Genomic DNA, 20,268 nt, shown 5'->3' on the forward strand with positions numbered 1-20,268 from the left:
GTCCGGCTCTTTGCGTTCCGGCTCCCGGGCGGCTCAGCTCAGCCGTACGGGCAGGCTGAGGAGCCCGCGGTGGCGGGGGTTGGACTGCCACCGCGCCTCGTGCGTCTCGTGCAGCCGCAGGCGGGGGAAGCGCTCGAGGATCCGGGTGAGGGCGATCTCGCCCTGCAGGCGGGCGAGCGGCGCCCCGAGGCAGTGGTGGATGCCGTGGCCGAAGGCGAGGTGGCGGCCCGCGTCGGTCCGGCCGATGTCGAACCGGTCGGGGTCGGCGAACACGGCCGGGTCCCGGTCGGCGCCGAGCAGCGAGATCTGGACGAACTCGCCCTTCCGGATGGTCACTCCGCCCACCTTGATGCGCTCGGTGGCGTAGCGGAACGACGCGAGGCCGGACGGGGACTCGTAGCGCAGGACCTCCTCGACCGCGCCGTGCACCAGCTCCGGGCCGGCGCGCAGGGCGGCGAGCTGGTCGGGGTGGGTGAGCAGGGCGTGGACGGCGTTGGCGACGAGGTTGACCGTGGTCTGGTGGCCGGCGACGAAGAGGAGGAAGGCCATGGAGGTGATCTCGTCCTCGGTGAGGGCGTCGCCGTCCTCGTCCCGGGCGGTGAGCAGGGCGGACAGCAGCCCGTCGTCGTCCGGGTTCTCGCGCTTGAGGGCGATGAGGGCGCGCAGGTAGCCGAGCATGCTCTCCGCCGTGAAGACGGAGACCTCGCCGTCGTCCTGGCCGCCGCCGAGGCTGTTGCCCCGTATCCGGAGGATCTCGTGGTCCGCGTCGGAGGCGCCGAACAGCTCGAAGGCGACCGCAACCGGCAGCGGGAGGGCGAACTCCGAGATCAGCTCCGCCTCGGCCTTCCCCTCCAGGGCGTCGAGCAGCCCGCCGACGAGCTGTTCGACCATGGGCCGCAGGCTTGCGGTGCGGCGGGCGGTGAACGCCTTCTGGACGAGCTTGCGCAGCCGGGTGTGGTCGGGCGGGTCGGCGTTGAGCATGTGCGAGAACATCGCCGCTCCGGGCCCCTCGGTGAGCCCGATGTGCCGGCCGAACCGCTGGGCGGCCTGGTTCTTCGACAGCCGCGGGTCGGCCAGGAGGGCCTTCGCCTCCGCGTGGCCGGTGACGACCCAGCCCTCGACCGCTCCGGGGCCGGGGTAGCGCAGGTACCGGATGCCGCCGTCCTGCCGCCGGCTCCGATAGATCTCGTGGGCGCGGTCCTGCCAGTCGTCGGCCAGGATCTCGGCGTTGTTGCGGTCACGGCCCTGGCGGTCGTGGGTCTTGCGGTCACGCATGGTGCACCCGGTTCTTGTGGCCGACGTGGACGGTCTTCACCCCGAGGAGGCCGACGAGGGGCACGTCGGCGGTGCGCTGGCCGGGGGCCACGACGAGTCCGGTCCGGCGGATGTGGTCGAGCAGGAGTTCCGCCAGCGGCATGACCATGTGCCGCCCCCAGCAGCGCTCGCTCGCGTGGCCGAACGGCATGTATCCGGGGGTGGTGTCCGGGTCGAGGACGTCCCACCGGGCGGGCCGGAACTCCTGCGGCGCGTCCCACAGGGCGGGGTCGCGGTGGGTGAGCAGCGGCAGCACCAGTACGTCGTCCCCGGGCCCGATGCGGGAGTCGAGGGCGGGGTACTCGGGGCTGCGGTTGCGCAGCAGGTTCCAGGAGGGCGGCAGCAGCCGCATCGCCTCGTAGAGGATGTTCCGGTTCGAGTCGCCGTCGTCGAACGGGGAGCCGAGCCACAGGGCGTTCGCGACGAGGGTGGAGACGGTGAAGCAGACGGGAGCGGCCGCGCGCCGGTACATGCCCATGGCGTACCGGCGGTCGTGGTATCCCCCGGCCTCGGCGAACAGGCTGCCGATGTGCGTCAGGTGCGGGCCGGGCCGGGGCCTGCGCGGGAGCGCGGCTCCGGCGACGATCGTGGACCAGGTCAGCTTCGGGTCGATCTCCAGCGTCCGGGACATCAGGATCCGCAGCCGCGCGGGGTCGTCGCGCAGGATCAGATCGCGGAGGAAGTGGTGGCCGGTGAGGGGCCACGGCCCCGACAGATCCGTGTCCTGCGGTATCGGGCGCTCAAGGGCTTTGCGCACGTCCTTTCCGATGGTGCGCATCACGGAAGAGGCCTCGGTCTTGGAAATGGACCGGCCGTGCAGGGGTTTGAATGTCGGCCGCTCGGTCTCGGTGGCCTTTCGCGCGGCGAGAATTCTGTCGGAGAGTTCCGCTCCGGCAATTCCGATGGTGTCCGGCTCCAGCCGGACGAGATCCTTTCCCAGATGATCGTCGATGAGTGCCTGGAGTCGCGGGGCGAATACGGTGGCGCGGCGCGTGTGCGCACGCGCCAGGGGTGTGGCTGGCATATGAGGGCTCCGGGGAATGCCGAAGGCCCGTACACGGCGGGGCCGGAAGGGCCGGGGTCGGCCCTGCCGGGTACGGGCCCGGTGCTGGTATTTCCGGCTTAGTACCAGAAGTACCAGGCGCTCTGCTTCAGGCTCGGCTCGCTCTTCTTGACGAACGAAAGGTCCCGGCAGATCGGGGCGCTGCGCAGGGCGGCGAGAATCGTCTTCTTCATGTCTTTCCCCTATTTCACGTGTGCTTGCGCACATCAATGGTCCGACCGGGCACGGCAGTTGATATGCACGGGAGGTACACCCGCCGTGTTGCGTGGCCGTTGCAGCGAGTAGACACGCAAGTGACGGAAGTAGTCAATGGTTCCGCCTTGGCGCTGACCGAATCCGATACCCGGAAGGACTTCCTCCACGCCTTCGAATGAAATCGAACGCCGCGTGACAGCACGAATACCGGAACCTCTCGGATTTGGCTTATTGCCTGCACATGTGGGTGAGCGCGAACCGTGGACGGTCATACGGCGTTCGACCCGGCACCCGGCGGGCCGGCCGCGGGCCCTCGCGGCACGGGTGCCATATATCCCGCCAGGCGCCTGCGCCCCGGAACGGCTCGTGCGTCACCTGAAGCGGTGAACTCTCCCTTGTCCCGGCGGCAACCGGGGTAGGGCACTGCTGATCTCGTGCGGGGGGCCGCAGGCAAGGGCCCCGCGCCCTCGGACGGAAAGGTCCATCCCGCCGTGACACAGCCGTTTCGACTGCCGGACTTCTACGTGCCCTATCCGGCACGACAGAACCCGCACCTGGAGGCCGCGAGAACGCACACCCGGCAGTGGGCCCGCGACTTCGGGATGCTGGAGGGGTCCGGCGTCTGGACGCAGAAGGACCTGGACTCGCACGACTACGCGCTGCTGTGCTCGTACACGCACCCCGACTGCGGCGGCGACGCACTGGACCTGGTCACCGACTGGTACGTGTGGGTGTTCTTCTTCGACGACCACTTCCTGGAGGTCTACAAGCGCACCCAGGACCGCGAGGGCGCCAAGGAGTACCTCGACGGGCTGGCCGCATTCATGCCGATGGACCTCGCCGACGGGTTCCCCGAGCCCGCGAACCCGGTCGAGGCGGGCCTCAGGGACCTGTGGTCGCGGACGGTGCCCGCGATGTCGATGGACTGGCGGGAACGATTCTCCGAGTCGACGAGGAACCTCCTCAACGAGTCGATGTGGGAGCTCCACAACATCAACATCGGCCGGGTGGCCAACCCGCTCGAGTACATCGAGATGCGCCGCAAGGTCGGCGGCGCCCCCTGGTCCGCGGGGCTGATCGAGTACGTGTCCGCCGAGGTGCCGACCCGGGTGGCGCACGCGCGCCCGCTCGAGGTGCTGCGCGACGCGTTCTCCGACGCGGTGCACCTCCGCAACGACATCTTCTCCTACCAGCGCGAGGTGGAGCAGGAGGGCGAACTCTCCAACGCCGTCCTGGTCCTGGAGACCTTCCTGAAGTGCACCACCCAGGAGGCCGCCGACCTGTCGAACGACCTGCTGACCTCGCGGCTCCAGCAGTTCGAGCACACGGCCCTCGCCGAGGTCCCCGCGCTCGCCGCCCGGCACGGACTCGACCCCGTCGAGCAGGCGTCCGTACTCGCGTACGCGAAGGGCCTGCAGGACTGGCAGTCCGGCGGCCACGAATGGCACATGGTCTCCAGCCGCTACATGAACGAGGAGGCCAGGGCAGGGGCGGCGGCCCCGCTCACCCTGCCCTTCATGCCCAGCGGGCCCGGAGCCGCCTCCCTCGACCTGCGCTCGGTGTTCACCCCCCGCGCCATGGACATGCGCCGACGCAGCTTCACACACGTGCCGTTCCAGAAGGTGGGCCCTTCGCTGCTGCCCGAGTTCCACATGCCGTTCCCGCTCACCCTCAGTCCGCACCTGGACCGGGCGCGCCGGGAACTGGTGGTCTGGTGCCGGGAGATGGGCCTGCTGCATCCGCAGCCCGGCGACCCCGGCTCCGACATCTGGGACGAGGCCAAGCTCGTCGGCATGGACTTCGCGCTGTGCTCGGCGGGCATCGACCCCGACGCCACGCCCGAGGCGCTGAGCCTGAGCGCGCAGTGGCTGGCCTGGGGCACGTACGCGGACGACTACTACCCCAAGGTCTTCGGCGGCTCGAAGTCACCCGGCGCGGCCCGGGCTGCGACCGACCGGCTGATCTCCATGATCCCGGTCGACCCGGCCGAGGCCCCGGAGCCGGTCACCGCCATGGAGCTGAGCCTGAAGGACCTGTGGGCCCGCACCGTCGCCGGGATGAGCGCTGCGATGCGCGCGGAGTTCCGCGGGCACGTGATCGGGATGCTGGACAGCTGGGTCTGGGAGATCGGCAACGCCGTCGTGAACCGGATTCCCGACCCGGTCGACTACGCCGAGATGCGCCGCTTCACGTTCGGCTCGTACCTGACGATGTTCCTGGCCAAGTTCGGCCACGAGGGCGACGGCGTCCCGCCCGAGGTCTACCGGGACGGCGTGATGCGCTCGCTGGAGAGCGCGGCGGCGGACGTCGGGTGCATCGTCAACGACCTCCACTCGTACCAGAAGGAGATCGAGGTCGAGGGCGAGGTCCACAACCATGTCCTCGTCACCCAGAACTTCTTCGACATCGACTACCCGCAGGCGTTCGCGATCGTCGCCGACCTGCTGGAGCAGCGCACCCGGGAGTTCGAGCACATCCGGGACCACCAGCTGCCGGTGCTGTACGAGGACCACGGCCTCGACCGGCAGGCGCGCGCCTCGCTCGACGCGTACGTGCGGGAGCTGGAGGACTGGATGGTCGCCGTCCTCAACTGGCACCAGAGCGTACGCCGTTACCGCGACGAGGACCTGTACCCGAAGCCCACCGGGCTGGCCCCCGGAGCCTGGAGCTCCTCCTTCGGCATGTCGGCGGCCCGCATCTCCCTGCCCGCCTGATCCCGCCCCGGCGGCGGGGCGGCCGCTCGCCACTACCGCCACCCCCGCCGCCCCGCCGCCCGGAGGCCGGATCCGCCGGTCGGGCTCGCTCCCTCGCCCGGCCCATTCCGGGATGCGGCAGGCGTTGGAGTCGACGACGCTGGCCAAGACCCCGATGCAGGCCCGCCGGCAGCGGAGCGGCACCATATGCGGAGGTGTAGCCATGGCGGTGGTCAGCGCCGACGGGGAGCCCGGGCCCGACAGCGACCGCGCCCGAGGACTGCCCCCTGCCGTGGTCCAGATCCTCGGCGACCATGGGGCGGTGGCCGGGGCGGGCTTCCTGGTGGCCGAAGACATCGTCGTCACGTGTGCACATGTCGTCCAGGGCGTGGGCGGTGGGCCCGGCGAGAGCGTACGGCTGGCTTTCCCCCACGCGGCGGGTGCGCCCCGCGTCGAGGGGTTGGTCCTGGACGAGGCGTGGCGGGCCCCTGAGGACGAGGACGTGGCCGTCGTACGCCTGAGCACCACCCCGGCGGGTGTGGAGGCGCTGCCGCTGGGCTCGGCGGCGGGCTGCCGGGGCCACGACGTGTGCTCGTACGGGTTCCCCGCCCAGGCCCCGCCGGGCGGCCACTGGGGCTACGGCAAGGCCGGCGGTCTGCTGTCGGCCGTCGAGGGCAGGGGCGTACACCTGCAGTTGACCCGTGCCAACGACCTGACCACAGGGTTCAGTGGCGGGCCGGTCCTCGACGAGGTGACCGGCCTGGTCATCGGCATGCTCACCGAGATCACGGCCCCGGACGAGCACGGGAGGGGGCTGGGCATCGCCTATGCCACCCCGACACAGGTCCTGCGGGAGGTCTGGCCGGCGCTGGCCGAGCAGGAGGTGTGTCCCTACCGGGGGCTGGAGCCGTTCACGGCGGAGCATGCCCGGTGGTTCGAAGGCCGGAAGGACGCGGTACGGCAGGTACTGGACAGCCTGTCCCGGCACCGACGGCTGACGCTGCTGCTCGGCCCCTCCGGCTCAGGAAAATCCTCACTGATCCAGGCCGGTGTCCTGCGTGCGCTGGCCGCGGGCGAGCTGCCGGGCAGCGACCGCTGGCTGCCCGTCATCGCCCGCCCGAGGCAGGACCTGCCGGCCGAACTCGAACGCGCCGGGCTGCCCGGGGCCGCCACCGCCGGACTCGCCGCGGCCGTGACCCGCCGACTGGCGTCCGAACCCGGGGCTCAGCGTGTCGTGCTGGTCATCGACCAGTTCGAAGAGCTCCTCACCCAGCCGGCCGACGGTGAACGGCAGGAGCGGGGCTTGGCCGTCGTGGACCAGATCACCGCGGAGGTCCATGCGTACAGCGAGCTCAGCGTCGTCCTGATCATGCGCGACGACTTCTACCCCCGTTTGGCTGCCCTGGCTCCCCAGCTCCTGGAAGCCGCGACACCCGGACTCCTCAACGTTCCGGGCACGCTGAGCCGGCAGGACTTGCACGACATCATCACCCTGCCCGCCCTGGACGTGGGGCTCCGCTTGCAGCCGGGGCTGCCCGAGCAGATAATCACCGACGTCCTCGCCACGACCCGCGAGGGAGCGGTGGCCCACCACGTGCCCGCCACGGTACTGCCCCTGCTCGAGCTGACCCTCAGCCAGCTGTGGCAGCGACGCCAGGACGGATACCTCACCCACGACGAGTACCGGCGCATCGGAGCGGTCACCGGAAGCCTGACGACCTGGTGCGACACGGCCCTCGAGCGGCTGCCCGCCGGTCACCGGCCCATCGCGCAGCGGATCCTGACCTCCCTCGTGCGCCCGGCCGACCCGAGCCACGACATTCCCGCCACCCGTGCCCAGGTCCCGCTCGACGAACTGCGCGACCTGGCAGCGAGCCTCGACGGTGGAACTGCAAGCGACAAGGCCGTCGACGACGTCATCGCCGCCCTCACCCGCCATCGCATCATCACCACCCAGACGCTCCGCGACCCCCGGCGCCCTGACGCCCCTCCCGGGCAGCCGGTGGCCGAGCTGATCCATGACGCACTCATCCGCGACTGGGGCACACTGCGGGAGTGGGTCGGCCAGGACCACCGTTTCCAGGAATGGTTCGACCACACCCGAGAACAGCGCGACCGCTGGGCCGACAAAGCCGACCCGGGTGACCTCCTCGGGGGCACAGCGCTGGCGGAAGGCCTCGATTGGTCACAGAAACGCCGTCTCCCGGGAGGCATTGCAGCCTTCCTCGCCGCGAGCAAGGACCGCCAACAGGCCGTCATCCGGCGGAGCAGACGCCTCAACACGGTCCTGGCCGGCCTGCTGGTACTCGCCCTCCTCGCAGCGGGCGGCGCCCTGTGGCAGTGGCGGACAGCTGTCAGGGAACGGCAAGCAGCTGTCACCGAACGGCAGGCGGCTCTGTCCCGACAGCTGTCCGCCCAGTCCTCAAGACTCATGCACGCAAACCCCGAACTCGCCTCACTGCTGGCCGTCCAGGCGTACCGCACCAGCCCCACCGCCGAATCCATGGAAAGCCTGCAGATCGCCGCAGCCCTCCCGGTACATCCGCGCTTGTCCGGGCGGCACACCGCCCCGGTCTTCTCGGTGGCGTTCAGTCCGGACGGACGCACTCTCGCCACCGGCAGCAGCGACAAAACCGTGCAGCTGTGGGATGTGGCAACCGGCAGGTCTCGTGTGACCCTGGCTGGTCACGCCGGCGAAGTGCTCTCCGTGGCGTTCAGTCCCGATGGACGCACTCTCGCCACCGGCAGCCGCGACAAAACCGTGCGGCTATGGGATGCGGACACCGGCAAGCCTCACGCTGTCCTGAAAGGTCACACCAGCGAGGTGTTCTCGGTGGCGTTCAGTCCGGACGGACGCACCCTCGCCACCGGCAGCAGCGACAACACCGTGCGGCTGTGGGAGCTGGCTACGGGCAAGACCCGCACCACCCTGAAAGGTCACACCGGCGAGGTGTTCTCGGTGGCGTTCAGTCCGGACGGACGCACCCTCGCCACCGGCAGCAGCGACAACACCGTGCGGCTGTGGAATTGGGACAGCGGCGAGCTTCGCGCCACCCTGACCGGCCACACCAGCGAGGTGTTCTCGGTGGCGTTCAGTCCGGACGGACGCACCCTCGCCACCGGCAGCAGCGACAACACCGTGCGACTGTGGGACGTGGCCACGGGCAAGACCCGCACCCTGGTCGGGGACACCGGCCTGGCGAATTCGGTGGCGTTCAGCCCTGACGGCCGCATCCTCGCCACCGGCAGCGGCGACAACACCGTGCGACTGTGGGACGTGAGCACCCGCACCACCCGCACCACTCTGGTCGGTCACACCGACGAGGTGTTCTCCGTGGCGTTCAGTCCGGACGGACGCACCCTCGCCAGCGGCAGCCGCGACAACACCGTGCGACTGTGGGACGTGGTCCCCGTCAAAACCCGCACCCCCCTGTCCGGTCACACCGCCCCGGTGCTCTCGGTGGCGTTCAGTCCGGACGGACGTACCCTTGCCACCGGCAGCGGCGACAGCACCGTGCGGCTGTGGGACGTGGGCACCCGCAAGCTTCAGGCCATCCTGACCGGTCACACCGCCCCGGTACTCTCGGTGGCGTTCAGTCCCGATGGCCGCACTCTCGCCACCGGCAGCCGCGACAACACCGTGCGACTGTGGGATGTGGACGCCCGCACCACCCGCACCACCCTGACCAAACCCACCGGCCTGGTGAGTTCTGTGGCATTCGGTCACGACAGCCACACCGTTGCCACCGGCAGCGGCGACAACGCCGTGCGGCTGTGGGATGTGGACACCGGCAAAATCCGCACCACCTTGGCCGGGGACACCGGCAAGGTGCCTTCGGTGGCGTTCAGTCCCGACGGCCACACCGTTGCCACCGGCAGCCGTGACAACATGGTGCGGCTGTGGGATGTGGACACCGGCAAAACCCGCACCACCGTGGACGGGCATACCGACCAGGTGAATTCGGTGGCGTTCAGTCCCGACAGCCACACCATTGCCACCGGCAGCCACGACTTGACGGTGCGGCTGTGGGATGTGGACACCGGCAAAACCCGCACCACCTTGATCGGGCACACAGCCCAAGTGAATTCGGTGGCGTTCAGTCCCGACGGAAGCACCCTCGCCACCGGAAGCACCGACAACACCGTGCGTCTATGGGATGTGGATTCCGGCAAGACCCGCACGACCATGGACGGCCATAGCAGCCTCGTGAACTCGGTGGCGTTCCGTCCCGATGGCCGCACTCTCGCCACCGGAAGCACTGACAAGACCGCGCGCTTGTGGGATGCCGTCCTCCCACGACCTGCCGCAGCGATCCAGAGGATCTGCCGGGCCGTCAACCGCGACCTCACCCCGCGAGAACGGACGGCGTACTTGCCGGGCCATTCGGTCGGCTCCATATGCCCGTCGACCTGAAGACCTGCTCAGGGAGTTTTCCCCCGGAACTCGTCCGCGGTGTGCGGCAGGAGCTCTGTGCGCCGTGTCAAGTGCCGCCGTGCCGCCGCCGTGCCCGGGTGTCGCGGACCAGCCCGGCGGCGGGGAGGCCCGGCAGCGGGCTCGGAGAGGCCCGGTACCGCCACCCGGGCGGGCGAAACCTGCTACTGCGGGCCCGTCCAGCCCGTCGGGACGTGGCCGAGGCGGACGCGCTGGGGGTGGTCGCCGACCGGGACGGAGACCCGCTTGGTCCCGGTGGCGAAGTCGATGGCGGTGACCCGGTCGGCGCCGCTCTCGGAGATCACGCAGGCCGTGCCGTCCCCGTCGACGGTGGCCCAGTACGGCTTGTCGGCCTGGACCAGCGGCCCCTCGGCGAGGGTGGCGCGGTCCACGACGGTGGCGTAGTCGTCCATGGTGCCCGCGATGCAGAGCTTGGCCCCGTCCGGGCTCATGGACATGCCGTGGTGGCGGGAGTCGTTGACCCAGGTGGTGCGGTCCGCGTTGGTGGCGGGGTTGCGGGGGAGCTCCTTGATCCGGGTGATCCGGTCGGTGGCCACGTCGTACTCGACGACCCCGTTGAAGAAGGACACCTGGAAGTAGAGCTTGGACTCGTCAGGGCTGAACGACATGGGCCGGACGGCATCGGACAGGTCCGGGCGGCCGAAGGCGTTCAGGCGCTCGCGCATGTCGATCACGCGGACCGTGCGGAAGGTCTGCGCGTCGACGACGGTGATCTTCCGGTCGCCCTTCGTCCAGTCCAGCCAGGTCGCGTCGAGGGCGGAGGTGACGTCCCCGATGGAGCTGTTCCACAGGTAGCGGCCGTCACGGGAGAAGGTGTTCTCGTGCGGCTTGTCGCCGGTCGGGAAGGAGCCGAGCTGCCGCCCGGTGGCGATGTCCAGAACGTGCACGGTGTTGGCGGTGGAGGCGGAGACGGCGACGCGGGTGCCGTCCGGCGAGACCGCCATGTGGTCGGAGCGGTAGCCGGCGACGGGGAAGCGCCAGTTGACCCGGCCCGTCCGCACGTCGATCGAGACGACGTCGGCGAAGCTGGGACGGGAGGCGACCACGGCGGTGCCGTCCGCAGTGGTGTACATGTCGTCCACGAACTGGTCGTGGCCCTCGCCCGCGGTGTTGCGGATGCCGAGGAAGAAGCCGAGCTTGATCGGATTGAGGTAGATCTCCCGGAGCCGCTCCTCCTTGTCGGGGATCATATTGATCCGGCCGACCTTGGCGAGGTCCCCGGTGGAGGCGAGCACATCGGCGGTCCCCTCCCAGTTGTTGCCGACGAACAGCACCTCGCGGACGCCGGGGCCGGCGGCGGGGCCCGCGGCCGGGGCGGAGGCCGATGCGGTGCCCCCGGCGAGCGAGGCCGCGACCAGCGCACAGCCGGCGAGGAGCGTACGTACGGGGGTACGGGCGGTGCGGGCCGTGCGGGCGGTGCGTGCGGTCCTGGACATCCGCTCAACTCCGTTGCAGGGAAGCGTTGTTACCGGCCGGTAAAATAGGCGGAACAGCAAAAGGGCGCAACCCTCGGGTCACGCCCTTTTCTTCACACCCGCTTCTTCACGCCCGTTTCTTCACGCCCGCGCCTTCACGCCCGTGCCTTCACGTCCTTCAAGCGACGGAGCCGATCCTGCCGATCACCGTGTTCGAGGTGTCCGGGTGGATCGGTATGTGCGCTCCGGTGAGGGCCGCGCCGGAGCCGCCGCGGCGGTTGGCGACGATCTCGGCGGCGATGGACAGCGCGGTCTCCTCCGGGGAGCGGGCGCCGAGGTCCAGGCCGATCGGGGAGCGCAGCCGGGCGAGCTCGAGCTCGGTCACGCCGACCTCGCGGAGCCGCTTGTTGCGGTCCTCGTGGGTACGGCGGGAGCCCATGGCGCCGACGTAGGCGACGGGCAGTTTGAGGGCCAGCTCCAGGAGCGGCACGTCGAACTTGGCATCGTGGGTGAGCACGCACAGGACGGTCCGGCCGTCGACCGAGCCCGCCGAGGACTGTGCCTCGAGGTAGCGGTGCGGCCATTCGACGACGATCTCGTCCGCCTCGGGGAAACGGTTCTTCGTCGCGAACACGGGTCGCGCGTCACACAGGGTCACGTGGTAGCCGAGGAATTTGCCGATCCGCACCAGGGCGGACGCGAAGTCGATGGCGCCGAAGACGATCATCCGCGGCGGCGGGACGCTGGACTCGACGAGCACCTTCAGCGGCTCTCCGCAGAGCCGGCCGTCGGCGCCGATCTCCAGCACGCCGGTCCTGCCCGCGTCCAGCATGGCGCGGGCCTCCTCGGCGATGGTGCGGTCCAGCTCGGGGTGGCCCCCGAAACCGCCCTCGCGGCCGCCGTCGCCCCGGACGAGTACGGCGCGGCCCTTGAGCTCGGCCGGCCCCTCCGCGATCCGGGCGACCGCCGCGGCCTCGCCGCGGGCGGCCGCGGCCAGCGCGGCCGCGAACACCTCGCGCGCCGGGGATCCCACGGGGACCGGGGTGACGAGGATGTCGATGATCCCGCCGCAGGTCAGACCCACGGCGAAGGCATCGTCGTCGCTGTAGCCGAACTGCTCCAGGACGGTCTCGCCGTCCTCCAGCGCCTGCCGGCACAGCTCGTACACCGCGCCCTCCACGCATCCGCCGGAAACCGAGCCGATGGCCGTGCCCTCACCGTCGACGGCAAGTGCGGCTCCGGGCTGCCGGGGCGCGCTCCCGCCGACCGCCACCACGGTGGCGACGGCGAAGTCACGTCCCTGCTCGACCCACCGGTTCAGTTCTTCGGCGATGTCCAGCATGTGCGGCCTCCTCGGAGAGGTTCGGTTTCCAGTATCGGATGCGTGGAGGGTCAGGTCTTGATCACGGGCCCGGCCTTACTTCACACCGAGCCACGCCTCGATCGGGTGGAGGGCGAAGAAGACCAGGAAGACACCGGTCAGGACCCACATGAAGGCGCCGATCTCGCGGGCCTTGCCCTGCGCGACCTTGATGGCCACGTAGGAGATGACACCGGCTGCGACACCCGGGGTGATCGAGTACGTGAAGGGCATGACCACCACGGTCAGGAAGACCGGGATGGCGGTCGCGGTGTCGGCCCAGTCCACGTGGCGGGCGTTCTGCATCATCATCGCGCCGATGACGACCAGGGCCGCGGAGGCGACCTCACCCGGGACGATCTGCGTGATCGGGGTGAAGAAGAGGCAGGCGGCGAAGAACAGGCCCGTGACGACGGAGGCGAGGCCCGTGCGGGCGCCCTCGCCGACACCGGTGGCGGACTCGACGAACACGGTCTGGCCGGAGCCGCCCGCGACGCCACCGATGGCGCCACCGGCGCCGTCGATGAACAGCGCCTTGGACAGGCCCGGCATACGGCCCTTGTCGTCGGCGAGCTTGGCCTCGGTGCCGACGCCGATGATGGTGGCCATCGCGTCGAAGAAGCCGGCGAGGACCAGGGTGAAGACGATCATGCCGACCGTCATGACGCCGACGTCGCCCCAGCCGCCGAACTCGACCTTGCCGAAGAGCGAGAAGTCCGGCATCGAGACCGCGGAGCCGTCCAGGGTGGGCGGACCGTTGCGCCAGGCCTTCGCGTCGATGTCCGCGACGGCATTGAGGATCGCGGCGAGCACGGTGCCGCCGACGATGCCGATCAGGATCGCGCCGGGGACCTTGCGGGCCTGCAGCATGAAGATGGTCAGCAGGGTGACGCAGAAGATCAGGACGGGCCAGCCGGCGAGCTCACCGACCGAACCGAGCTGGACGGGGGGACCGAACTCGGAGCCCTTGCCGACGAAGCCGGCCTTCACGAGGCCGATCAGGGCGACGAACATGCCGATGCCCATGGTGATCGCGTGCTTGAGCGCGAGCGGGATCGCGTTCATGATCATCTCCCGGAGGCCGGTGACGACCAGGAGACAGATCACGACGCCGTACATCACGCACATGCCCATGGCCTGCGGCCAGGTCATCTGCGGGGCGACCTGCGAGGAGAGCACGCCCGAGACGGAAAGGCCTGCGGCCAGGGCCAGCGGGACCTTGCCGACGAAGCCCATGAGGAGCGTGGTCAGGGCCGCGGCGAACGCCGTGGCGGTGATGAGAGCCTTCTGGCTCATGGTGTCTCCGGCGACGTCCTTGCCGGAGAGGATCAGCGGGTTGAGCAGGAGGATGTACGCCATGGCCATGAAGGTCGTGACTCCGCCACGAACCTCATTGCCGACGCTGGATCCTCTGTGCGTGATGTGAAAGTACCGGTCGAGCCAAGAACGCCCGGCGGGGGTACGAGAGCCGTCGCCGGCCTCTTCCGCGGTGGTCTTGGGCTCCACAGACGACTGGGTCATGGTGCCTAACTCCCAAGGTTCAAAGGGGCACCCGCATAAAGATTGGAGACGCGGGATTTGGGAAACTCCGTTTGGCTGCACGACCCGGGGTGACGGCCCGAGGCGACGCGAAAATCACTGCGTGTACTGCGGGTACTGCGGGGGTTCTGCGGTACTGGAGGCGGCTCCGGGGTGCCGGGGCCACCGGGTGTTTCGTGGGGTACTGCCGGTCGAACGGACCGCGAGCGGTGCGGTTTTTCGTACTCCGGACTTCTTGCTCCGGGCGGTGTGGCTGGAAGTGTGACGTTCCCGGTGTCACACCGCCCGGAAATCTGTGGGGGTCCGGGGGCCTCGCGGCCCCCGGACCACGCCGTCCTAGAGGGTGCCGGTGAGGGCTTCCGGACGGATCGGCGTCTTGTTGAGCTCCAGACCCGTCGCCTGCCGGATCGCCGCGAGGACGGCCGGGGTGGACGAGAGGGTCGGGGCCTCGCCCATACCGCGCAGGCCGTACGGCGCCTTCGGGTCGGCGAGCTCCAGGACGTCGACCGGGATGGTCGGGGTGTCGAGGATGGTCGGGATCAGGTAGTCCGTGAAGGAGGGGTTGCGCACCTTCGCGGTCTTCGGGTCCACGATGATCTCTTCCATGATCGCGACGCCCAGGCCCTGGGTGGTACCACCCTGGATCTGGCCGACCACGGAGAGCATGTTCAGCGCCTTGCCGACGTCCTGCGCGGTCGCCAGCTCGACGACCTTGACCAGGCCCAGCTCGGTGTCCACCTCGACGACCGCGCGGTGCGCGGCGAAGGTGTACTGGACGTGGCCGTTGCCCTGGCCGGTGACCAGGTCGAACGGGACGGTCGGGTGGTGGCGGAACTCGAGTTCGAGGTCGATGGCCTCGTCCTCCAGGATCTCGGCGATGTCGCCGAGGACCTCTCCGCCGTCGGTGACGACCTTGCCGCCTTCGAGCAGCAGCTCGGCGGTGGCCCACGCCGGGTGGTACGAGCCCTTCTTGCGGCGGCCGATCTCCAGGAGCGCCTCGCGGACGGCCTCACAGGTGTTCTTCACCGCGCCACCGGTCATGTACGTCTGCCGCGAGGCGGACGTGGAACCGGCGGAGCCGACCTGGGTGTCGGCCGGGTGGATGGTCACCTGCGTGACGCCCAGCTCGGTACGGGCGATCTGCGTGTGGACGGTGATGCCGCCCTGGCCGACCTCCGCCATGGCCGTGTGGACCATCGCGACGGGCTCGCCGTTGATGACCTCCAGGCGCACGCGGGCGGTGGAGTAGTCGTCGAAGCCCTCGGAGAAGCCGACGTTCTTGATGCCGACCGCGTAGCCGACGCCGCGGACGACGCCCTCACCGTGGGTGGTGTTCGAGAGGCCACCGGGCAGCGCCCGGACGTCCGCGCCCTCGCCGGCGGTCTCCCACTGGCGCTCCGGCGGCAGCGGGCGGGCCTTGACCCGGCGCAGCAGCTCGGCGACGGGCGCCGGGGCGTCCACGACCTGGCCGGTGGGCATGATCGTGCCCATCTCCATGGCGTTCAGCTGGCGGAACTCGACCGGGTCCATGCCCAGCTTCGCCGCGAGCTTGTCCATCTGGGCCTCGTAGGCGAAGCAGGCCTGGACGGCACCGAAGCCGCGCATCGCGCCACAGGGCGGGTTGTTCGTGTAGAGCGCGATCGCCTCGATGTCCACGTCCTCCAGGACGTAGGGACCCACCGAGAGGGAGGAGGCGTTGCCCACGACCGCCGGGGAGGCGGACGCGTACGCGCCGCCGTCCAGGACGATCTTGCACTTCATGTGCGTGAGCTTGCCGTCCTTGGTGGCGCCGTGCTCGTAGTACAGCTTCGCCGGGTGGCGGTGCACGTGGCCGAAGAAGGACTCGAACCGGTTGTAGACGATCTTGACCGGCTTATTCGTGGCCAGGGCCAGGAGGCAGGCGTGGATCTGCATCGAGATGTCCTCGCGGCCGCCGAAGGCACCGCCGACGCCCGAGAGCGTCATACGGACCTTCTCCGGCGGGAGGCCCAGGACCGGGGCGATCTGCTGGAGGTCCGAGTGCAGCCACTGGGTGGCGACGTACAGCTCGACACCGCCGTCCTCGGACGGCACGGCCAGACCGGACTCCGGGCCGAGGAAGGCCTGGTCCTGCATGCCGAAGGTGTACTCGCCCTCGACGATGACGTCGGCGCGCTTGCGGGCCTCTTCCACGTTGCCGCGGATGATCGGCTGGCGGTGCACGATGTTCGGGTGCGGGACGTGACCGATGTGGTGGTCGTCGCGGCCCTCGTGGATCAGCGGCGCGCCCTCGGCGAGGGCGGAGGCCTCGTCGGTGACGAGCGGCAGCTCACGGTAGTCGATCTTGATCTTGGCGGCCGCGCGGCGGGCGGTCTCCGGGTGGTCGGCGGCCACGAGGGCGACCGGCTCACCGTGGTGGCGTACCCGGCCGTTGGCGAGAACCGGGGTGTCCTGGATCTCCAGGCCGTAGTTCTTCATCTCGGCGGGCAGGTCGTCGTACGTCAGGACCGAGTACACGCCGGGCATGGCGAGCGCCTCGGAGATGTCGATGGAGACGATCTCGGCGTGGGCGACGGTGCTGCGCAGGGTCTGGCCCCAGAGCATGTCCTCGTGCCACATGTCCGAGGAGTAGGCGAACTCACCGGTGACCTTGAGGGTGCCGTCCGGACGCAGGATGGACTCGCCGATGCCGCCCTTGTTGTGCTTCTGGGTGACGTTCGTCGGCGTACCGGCGGGCACGGTGCGGGTGTTCTGAGCCATGGTCAGACCGCCTCTCCCTGACGGGCGGCCGCGAGGCGGACCGCGTCGAGGATCTTCTCGTAGCCCGTGCAGCGGCAGAGGTTGCCGGACAGGGCCTCACGGATGTCCTGGTCGGACGGGTCGGAGTTCTCCTCCAGCAGCGCGTCCGCCTGGACGAGCAGACCCGGGGTGCAGAAACCGCACTGGACGGCGCCGGCGTCGATGAACGCCTGCTGGATGCCGGAGAGCTCGACGCCCTCACCGGTCTGGGAGTCGCCGGGCTTGGCCGCCCAGCGCTTCGCCTCGTCGGTGGTCACGCCCTTGCTTCCGCAGCCACCGCCGGTGCCGCAGGCACCGCCGTGGCCGTGCTCCTCGCGCTGCTTGGCGAAGTCCGCCAGGCCCTCGACGGTCACGACGTCGCGGTCCTGGACCTGACCGGCCGCGACCAGGCAGGAACAGACCGGCACGCCGTCGAGGCGGACGGTGCAGGAACCGCACTCGCCCTGCTCACAGGCGTTCTTCGAACCCGGCAGGCCCAGGCGCTCGCGCAGGACGTAGAGGAGGGACTCGCCCTCCCAGACGTCGTCGGCTTCCTGCGGACGGCCGTTGACAGTGAAATTGACGCGCATGGTTACGCAGCCCCTTCAAGCGAGCGGCCGTTCGTGCCGCGGTACTGCTCCCACGTCCAGACGAGCTGGCGGCGAGCCATGATGCCTACCGCGTGGCGGCGGTACTTCGCCGTGCCGCGGACGTCGTCGATCGGGTTGGCCGCGCCGGTGGCGAGCTCACCGAACTGCTTGGCGATCGACGGGGTGATGACCTTGCCGGACTCCCAGAAGCCGCCCTCTTCGAGCGCGGCGTTCAGGAACTCCTCGGCGGCCTTCGCGCGGATCGGGGTCGGCGCGGCCGAACCGATGCCGGTGCGGACCGTCCGGGTGTCGGGGTGCAGGGCCAGGCCGAAGGCGCACACGGCGATGACCATCGCGTTGCGGGAGCCGACCTTGGAGTACTGCTGCGGGCCCGTGGCGTTCTTGATGTGGACCGACTTGATGAGCTCGTCGGCGGCGAGCGCATTGCGCTTGACGCCCGTGTAGAACTCGTCGATCGGGATCAGGCGGGAGCCGCGTACGGACTCGACCTCGACCTCGGCGCCGGCGGCGAGGAGGGCGGGGTGGGAGTCACCGGCGGGCGAGGCGCAACCGAGGTTGCCGCCGACGCCGCCGCGGTTGCGGATCTGGGGGGACGCGACCGTGTGCGAGGCGAGCGCGAGACCCGGCAGCGTGCCGCGCAGGTTCTCCATGATCTGGGTGTACGGGACGGAGGCGCCCAGCTTGGTGACCTCCTCGCCTACCTCCCACTCCCGCAGCAGCCCGATGCGGTTGAGGTCGAGGAGGTACTCCGGACGGCGGTGGTCGAAGTTGATCTCGACCATGATGTCGGTGCCACCCGCAATCGGCACAGCTGTGGGGAACTCGGCCTTAGCGGCGAGCGCCTCCTCCCAGCTGGCGGGGCGAAGGAAGTCCATGTGCGGCTCTCTTCTTCTTCATCGTGTCGTTCACTTCAAGCCAGGAGGCCATGAGGCCCTCGACTGGTCGTTCACGTGCTGTTAACGCGGTGTGGAGCCAGTACACAAGCCGCGCGTCCCCCCGGTGCAGTCACCGAAACCATGAAGGAGTTGGCTGGCGGCCTCCCTCGTCTTGTAGATTCGTATGAAAGGCAGGATGCAACGACCTGCCCGATTTCCAACGGCAACATTCGAGACAGATCGGCGGCGACACCATGCGGCTGCGCGCACTGCTGGAAACCGAGGCGCTGGGGCTGCGGCTGCTGGGCGGCGAGGACGAACTCGACCGGACGGTCCGCGGCGTCATGACGACCGACCTGAGGGATCCCAGCCGATACCTGACGGGGGGCGAACTCGTCCTCACCGGCCTGGCCTGGCGAAGAAATTCAGCCGACTCCGAGCCGTTCGTACGAATCCTGGCGAGCGCGGGCGTCGCGGGCCTCGCGGCCGGCGAGGCGGAGCTCGGGGACATCCCCGACGATCTCGTTTCAGCCTGTCGGCGCAACCGGCTGCCCCTGTTCGCTGTGAACGAAGACGTTGCATTCGCCACGATCACCGAGTACGTGGTGCGGCAGGTCTCGGGGGAGCGTGCGGGCGATCTTGCGGCCGTCGTGGACCGGCACCGCCGCCTGATGACCTCGGGCCCCGCGGGCGGTGGACCCGACGTGGTGCTCGATCTGCTCACCACCGACCTCGATCTGCGCGCCTGGGTGCTGTCCCCCACGGGCCGGCAGATCGCCGGAGCGGGAGAACCCCTGGCACCAGGCGTCTGCGCGACGCTGGCCGGCGAGCACCTGGCGGCGGTCCGCACCGGGCGCAGGGGCCCGCACCGGATCTCCATCCAGGGTATTACCTACTCCCTGTTCCCGATCAGGGGAGCGGGACGGGCCCCGGGCGGCCCCGGGGCCCGTGACGTGCGCGAGAGCGTGCTCTCGGACTGGCTGCTGGCCGTCGAGGCGGACGCGGGCGACTGGCCCGCCGAGCGGCTCGACCTGCTCCAGGGCGTGACCCAGCTGATCGCCGTCGAGCGGGACCGGCGCGACGCGGCCCGTACGGTGCGCCGCCGGCTCGCCCAGGAGGTGCTGGAGCTGGTCCAGACGGGCGCCGCGCCCGCCGAGATCGCCGCCCGCCTGCGGGTCGCGGCCCCGGTGCTGCTGCCCGGGCTGGGCACCGCCCCGCACTGGCAGGTCGTCGTGGCGCGGGTCGACTGGGACGGCGGGGACATCCCCGGCGGCCCGGTGGCCCAGTCGCTGCTGGAGGAGATCCTGGTCGACCCGTCCGTCTCGGGGCCCGAGCCCTCGGACCGGATCGCGGTGGCCCATGCGGGTGACGAGGCCATCGCGCTCGTACCGCTGCCCGCACTGCCCGGGGAGCCCGGCGAGGAGAAGGGCGGCCCGGACCGCGCCCTGCACGCCGACGAGCTGCTCTCCGCCGTACGGGAGCCCCTGCAGGCGGGCCTCGCCGACGACGGCCGGATCACGCTGGGCGTCAGCGCGGCCGTGCACTCCGCGGAGGGGCTGCGCGGGGCGCTGGAGGAGGCCCGGCACGCCCGCCGGGTCGCCGCGGCGCGCCCGGGCCGGGTCTGCGCGGCGGGCCACCACGAGCTGGCCTCGCACGTACTGCTGCTGCCGTTCGTCCCGGACGACGTGCGCCGGGCCTTCACGGCGCGCCTGCTGGACCCGCTGCGGGACTACGACCGCCGCCACCGCGCGGAGCTCATTCCGACGCTGGAGGCGTTCCTGGACTGCGACGGCTCGTGGACGCGGTGTGCGACGCGGCTGCACCTGCACGTCAACACGCTGCGCTACCGGGTCGGGCGAATCGAGCAGTTGACGGGGCGTGACCTCTCGCGGCTGGAAGACAAGCTCGACTTCTTCCTGGCACTGCGGATGAGCTGAGCAGATCCGGCCAGGGGCGGTGCCGGATGCCTGACGCGGCGTCCGGACTTTGTGAA

General features: G+C 70.2%; 11 protein-coding genes. 3 read left to right on the forward strand and 8 right to left on the reverse strand.

Annotated elements, in window-relative coordinates; genetic code table 11:
• Nucleotides 1-33 precede the first annotated feature (33 nt).
• Both OHT74_RS09005 and OHT74_RS09010 read right to left on the reverse strand, forming a co-directional pair.
• On the reverse strand, nt 34-1,275 hold the full coding sequence (locus OHT74_RS09005) for a cytochrome P450 family protein (protein ID WP_328619962.1): 1,242 nt from the start codon (nt 1,273-1,275) through the stop codon (nt 34-36).
• Complete coding sequence (locus tag OHT74_RS09010) at nt 1,268-2,338, reverse strand: cytochrome P450 (protein WP_328619963.1); 1,071 nt, start codon at nt 2,336-2,338, stop codon at nt 1,268-1,270. Before OHT74_RS09010 ends, OHT74_RS09005 begins: the two co-directional genes overlap by 8 nt.
• 725 nt (nt 2,339-3,063) lie before the next feature.
• Here OHT74_RS09010 and OHT74_RS09015 point away from each other — a divergent pair.
• Nucleotides 3,064-5,286, forward strand: a complete 2,223-nt coding sequence (locus OHT74_RS09015; RefSeq protein ID WP_328619964.1) for a terpene synthase family protein — start codon at nt 3,064-3,066, stop codon at nt 5,284-5,286.
• A gap of 112 nt (nt 5,287-5,398) precedes the next feature.
• Complete coding sequence (locus OHT74_RS09020; RefSeq protein ID WP_328619965.1) at nt 5,399-9,679, forward strand: nSTAND1 domain-containing NTPase; 4,281 nt, start codon at nt 5,399-5,401, stop codon at nt 9,677-9,679.
• A 182-nt stretch (nt 9,680-9,861) separates the two neighbouring features.
• Here the strand turns inward: OHT74_RS09020 and OHT74_RS09025 are convergent, their stop codons facing one another.
• From OHT74_RS09025 to OHT74_RS09050, 6 genes are all read right to left on the reverse strand, one after another.
• Nucleotides 9,862-11,154 (reverse strand): YncE family protein, encoded by a 1,293-nt coding sequence (locus OHT74_RS09025; RefSeq protein ID WP_328619966.1) that lies wholly within the window; start codon nt 11,152-11,154, stop codon nt 9,862-9,864.
• 157 nt (nt 11,155-11,311) lie between these two features.
• Complete coding sequence (locus OHT74_RS09030; protein WP_266662405.1) at nt 11,312-12,475, reverse strand: XdhC family protein; 1,164 nt, start codon at nt 12,473-12,475, stop codon at nt 11,312-11,314.
• A gap of 75 nt (nt 12,476-12,550) precedes the next feature.
• Complete coding sequence (locus OHT74_RS09035; RefSeq protein WP_266662407.1) at nt 12,551-14,014, reverse strand: NCS2 family permease; 1,464 nt, start codon at nt 14,012-14,014, stop codon at nt 12,551-12,553.
• A gap of 354 nt (nt 14,015-14,368) precedes the next feature.
• Nucleotides 14,369-16,771 (reverse strand): xanthine dehydrogenase family protein molybdopterin-binding subunit, encoded by a 2,403-nt coding sequence (locus OHT74_RS09040; protein WP_266662409.1) that lies wholly within the window; start codon nt 16,769-16,771, stop codon nt 14,369-14,371.
• A 2-nt stretch (nt 16,772-16,773) separates the two neighbouring features.
• Nucleotides 16,774-17,379: a (2Fe-2S)-binding protein gene (locus tag OHT74_RS09045; RefSeq protein WP_266662411.1), complete on the reverse strand. Its 606-nt coding sequence runs from the start codon at nt 17,377-17,379 to the stop codon at nt 16,774-16,776.
• Between the two features lie 2 nt (nt 17,380-17,381).
• A complete protein-coding gene (locus tag OHT74_RS09050; protein WP_266662413.1) occupies nt 17,382-18,275 on the reverse strand; it encodes an FAD binding domain-containing protein in 894 nt (297 codons plus the stop codon).
• Between the two features lie 254 nt (nt 18,276-18,529).
• On the opposite strand from OHT74_RS09050, the gene OHT74_RS09055 reads away from it, so the two are divergent.
• On the forward strand, nt 18,530-20,212 hold the full coding sequence (locus tag OHT74_RS09055; protein WP_266662415.1) for a PucR family transcriptional regulator: 1,683 nt from the start codon (nt 18,530-18,532) through the stop codon (nt 20,210-20,212).
• Nucleotides 20,213-20,268: the final 56 nt, after the last annotated feature.

This window comes from Streptomyces sp. NBC_00354 (assembly GCF_036106915.1).
Classification (GTDB): Bacteria; Actinomycetota; Actinomycetes; order Streptomycetales; family Streptomycetaceae; genus Streptomyces.

What these genes read in the sequence shown, in the direction of transcription:
- OHT74_RS09005 (WP_328619962.1), bottom strand. Translation starts at nt 1,275, where the DNA reads ATGCGTGACCGCAAGACCCACGACCGCCAGGGCCGTGACCGCAACAAC.
- OHT74_RS09010 (WP_328619963.1), bottom strand. Translation starts at nt 2,338, where the DNA reads ATGCCAGCCACACCCCTGGCGCGTGCGCACACGCGCCGCGCCACCGTA.
- OHT74_RS09020 (WP_328619965.1), top strand. Translation starts at nt 5,399, where the DNA reads ATGCGGCAGGCGTTGGAGTCGACGACGCTGGCCAAGACCCCGATGCAG.
- OHT74_RS09025 (WP_328619966.1), bottom strand. Translation starts at nt 11,154, where the DNA reads ATGTCCAGGACCGCACGCACCGCCCGCACGGCCCGCACCGCCCGTACC.
- OHT74_RS09030 (WP_266662405.1), bottom strand. Translation starts at nt 12,475, where the DNA reads ATGCTGGACATCGCCGAAGAACTGAACCGGTGGGTCGAGCAGGGACGT.
- OHT74_RS09035 (WP_266662407.1), bottom strand. Translation starts at nt 14,014, where the DNA reads ATGACCCAGTCGTCTGTGGAGCCCAAGACCACCGCGGAAGAGGCCGGC.
- OHT74_RS09040 (WP_266662409.1), bottom strand. Translation starts at nt 16,771, where the DNA reads ATGGCTCAGAACACCCGCACCGTGCCCGCCGGTACGCCGACGAACGTC.
- OHT74_RS09045 (WP_266662411.1), bottom strand. Translation starts at nt 17,379, where the DNA reads ATGCGCGTCAATTTCACTGTCAACGGCCGTCCGCAGGAAGCCGACGAC.
- OHT74_RS09050 (WP_266662413.1), bottom strand. Translation starts at nt 18,275, where the DNA reads ATGGACTTCCTTCGCCCCGCCAGCTGGGAGGAGGCGCTCGCCGCTAAG.
- OHT74_RS09055 (WP_266662415.1), top strand. Translation starts at nt 18,530, where the DNA reads ATGCGGCTGCGCGCACTGCTGGAAACCGAGGCGCTGGGGCTGCGGCTG.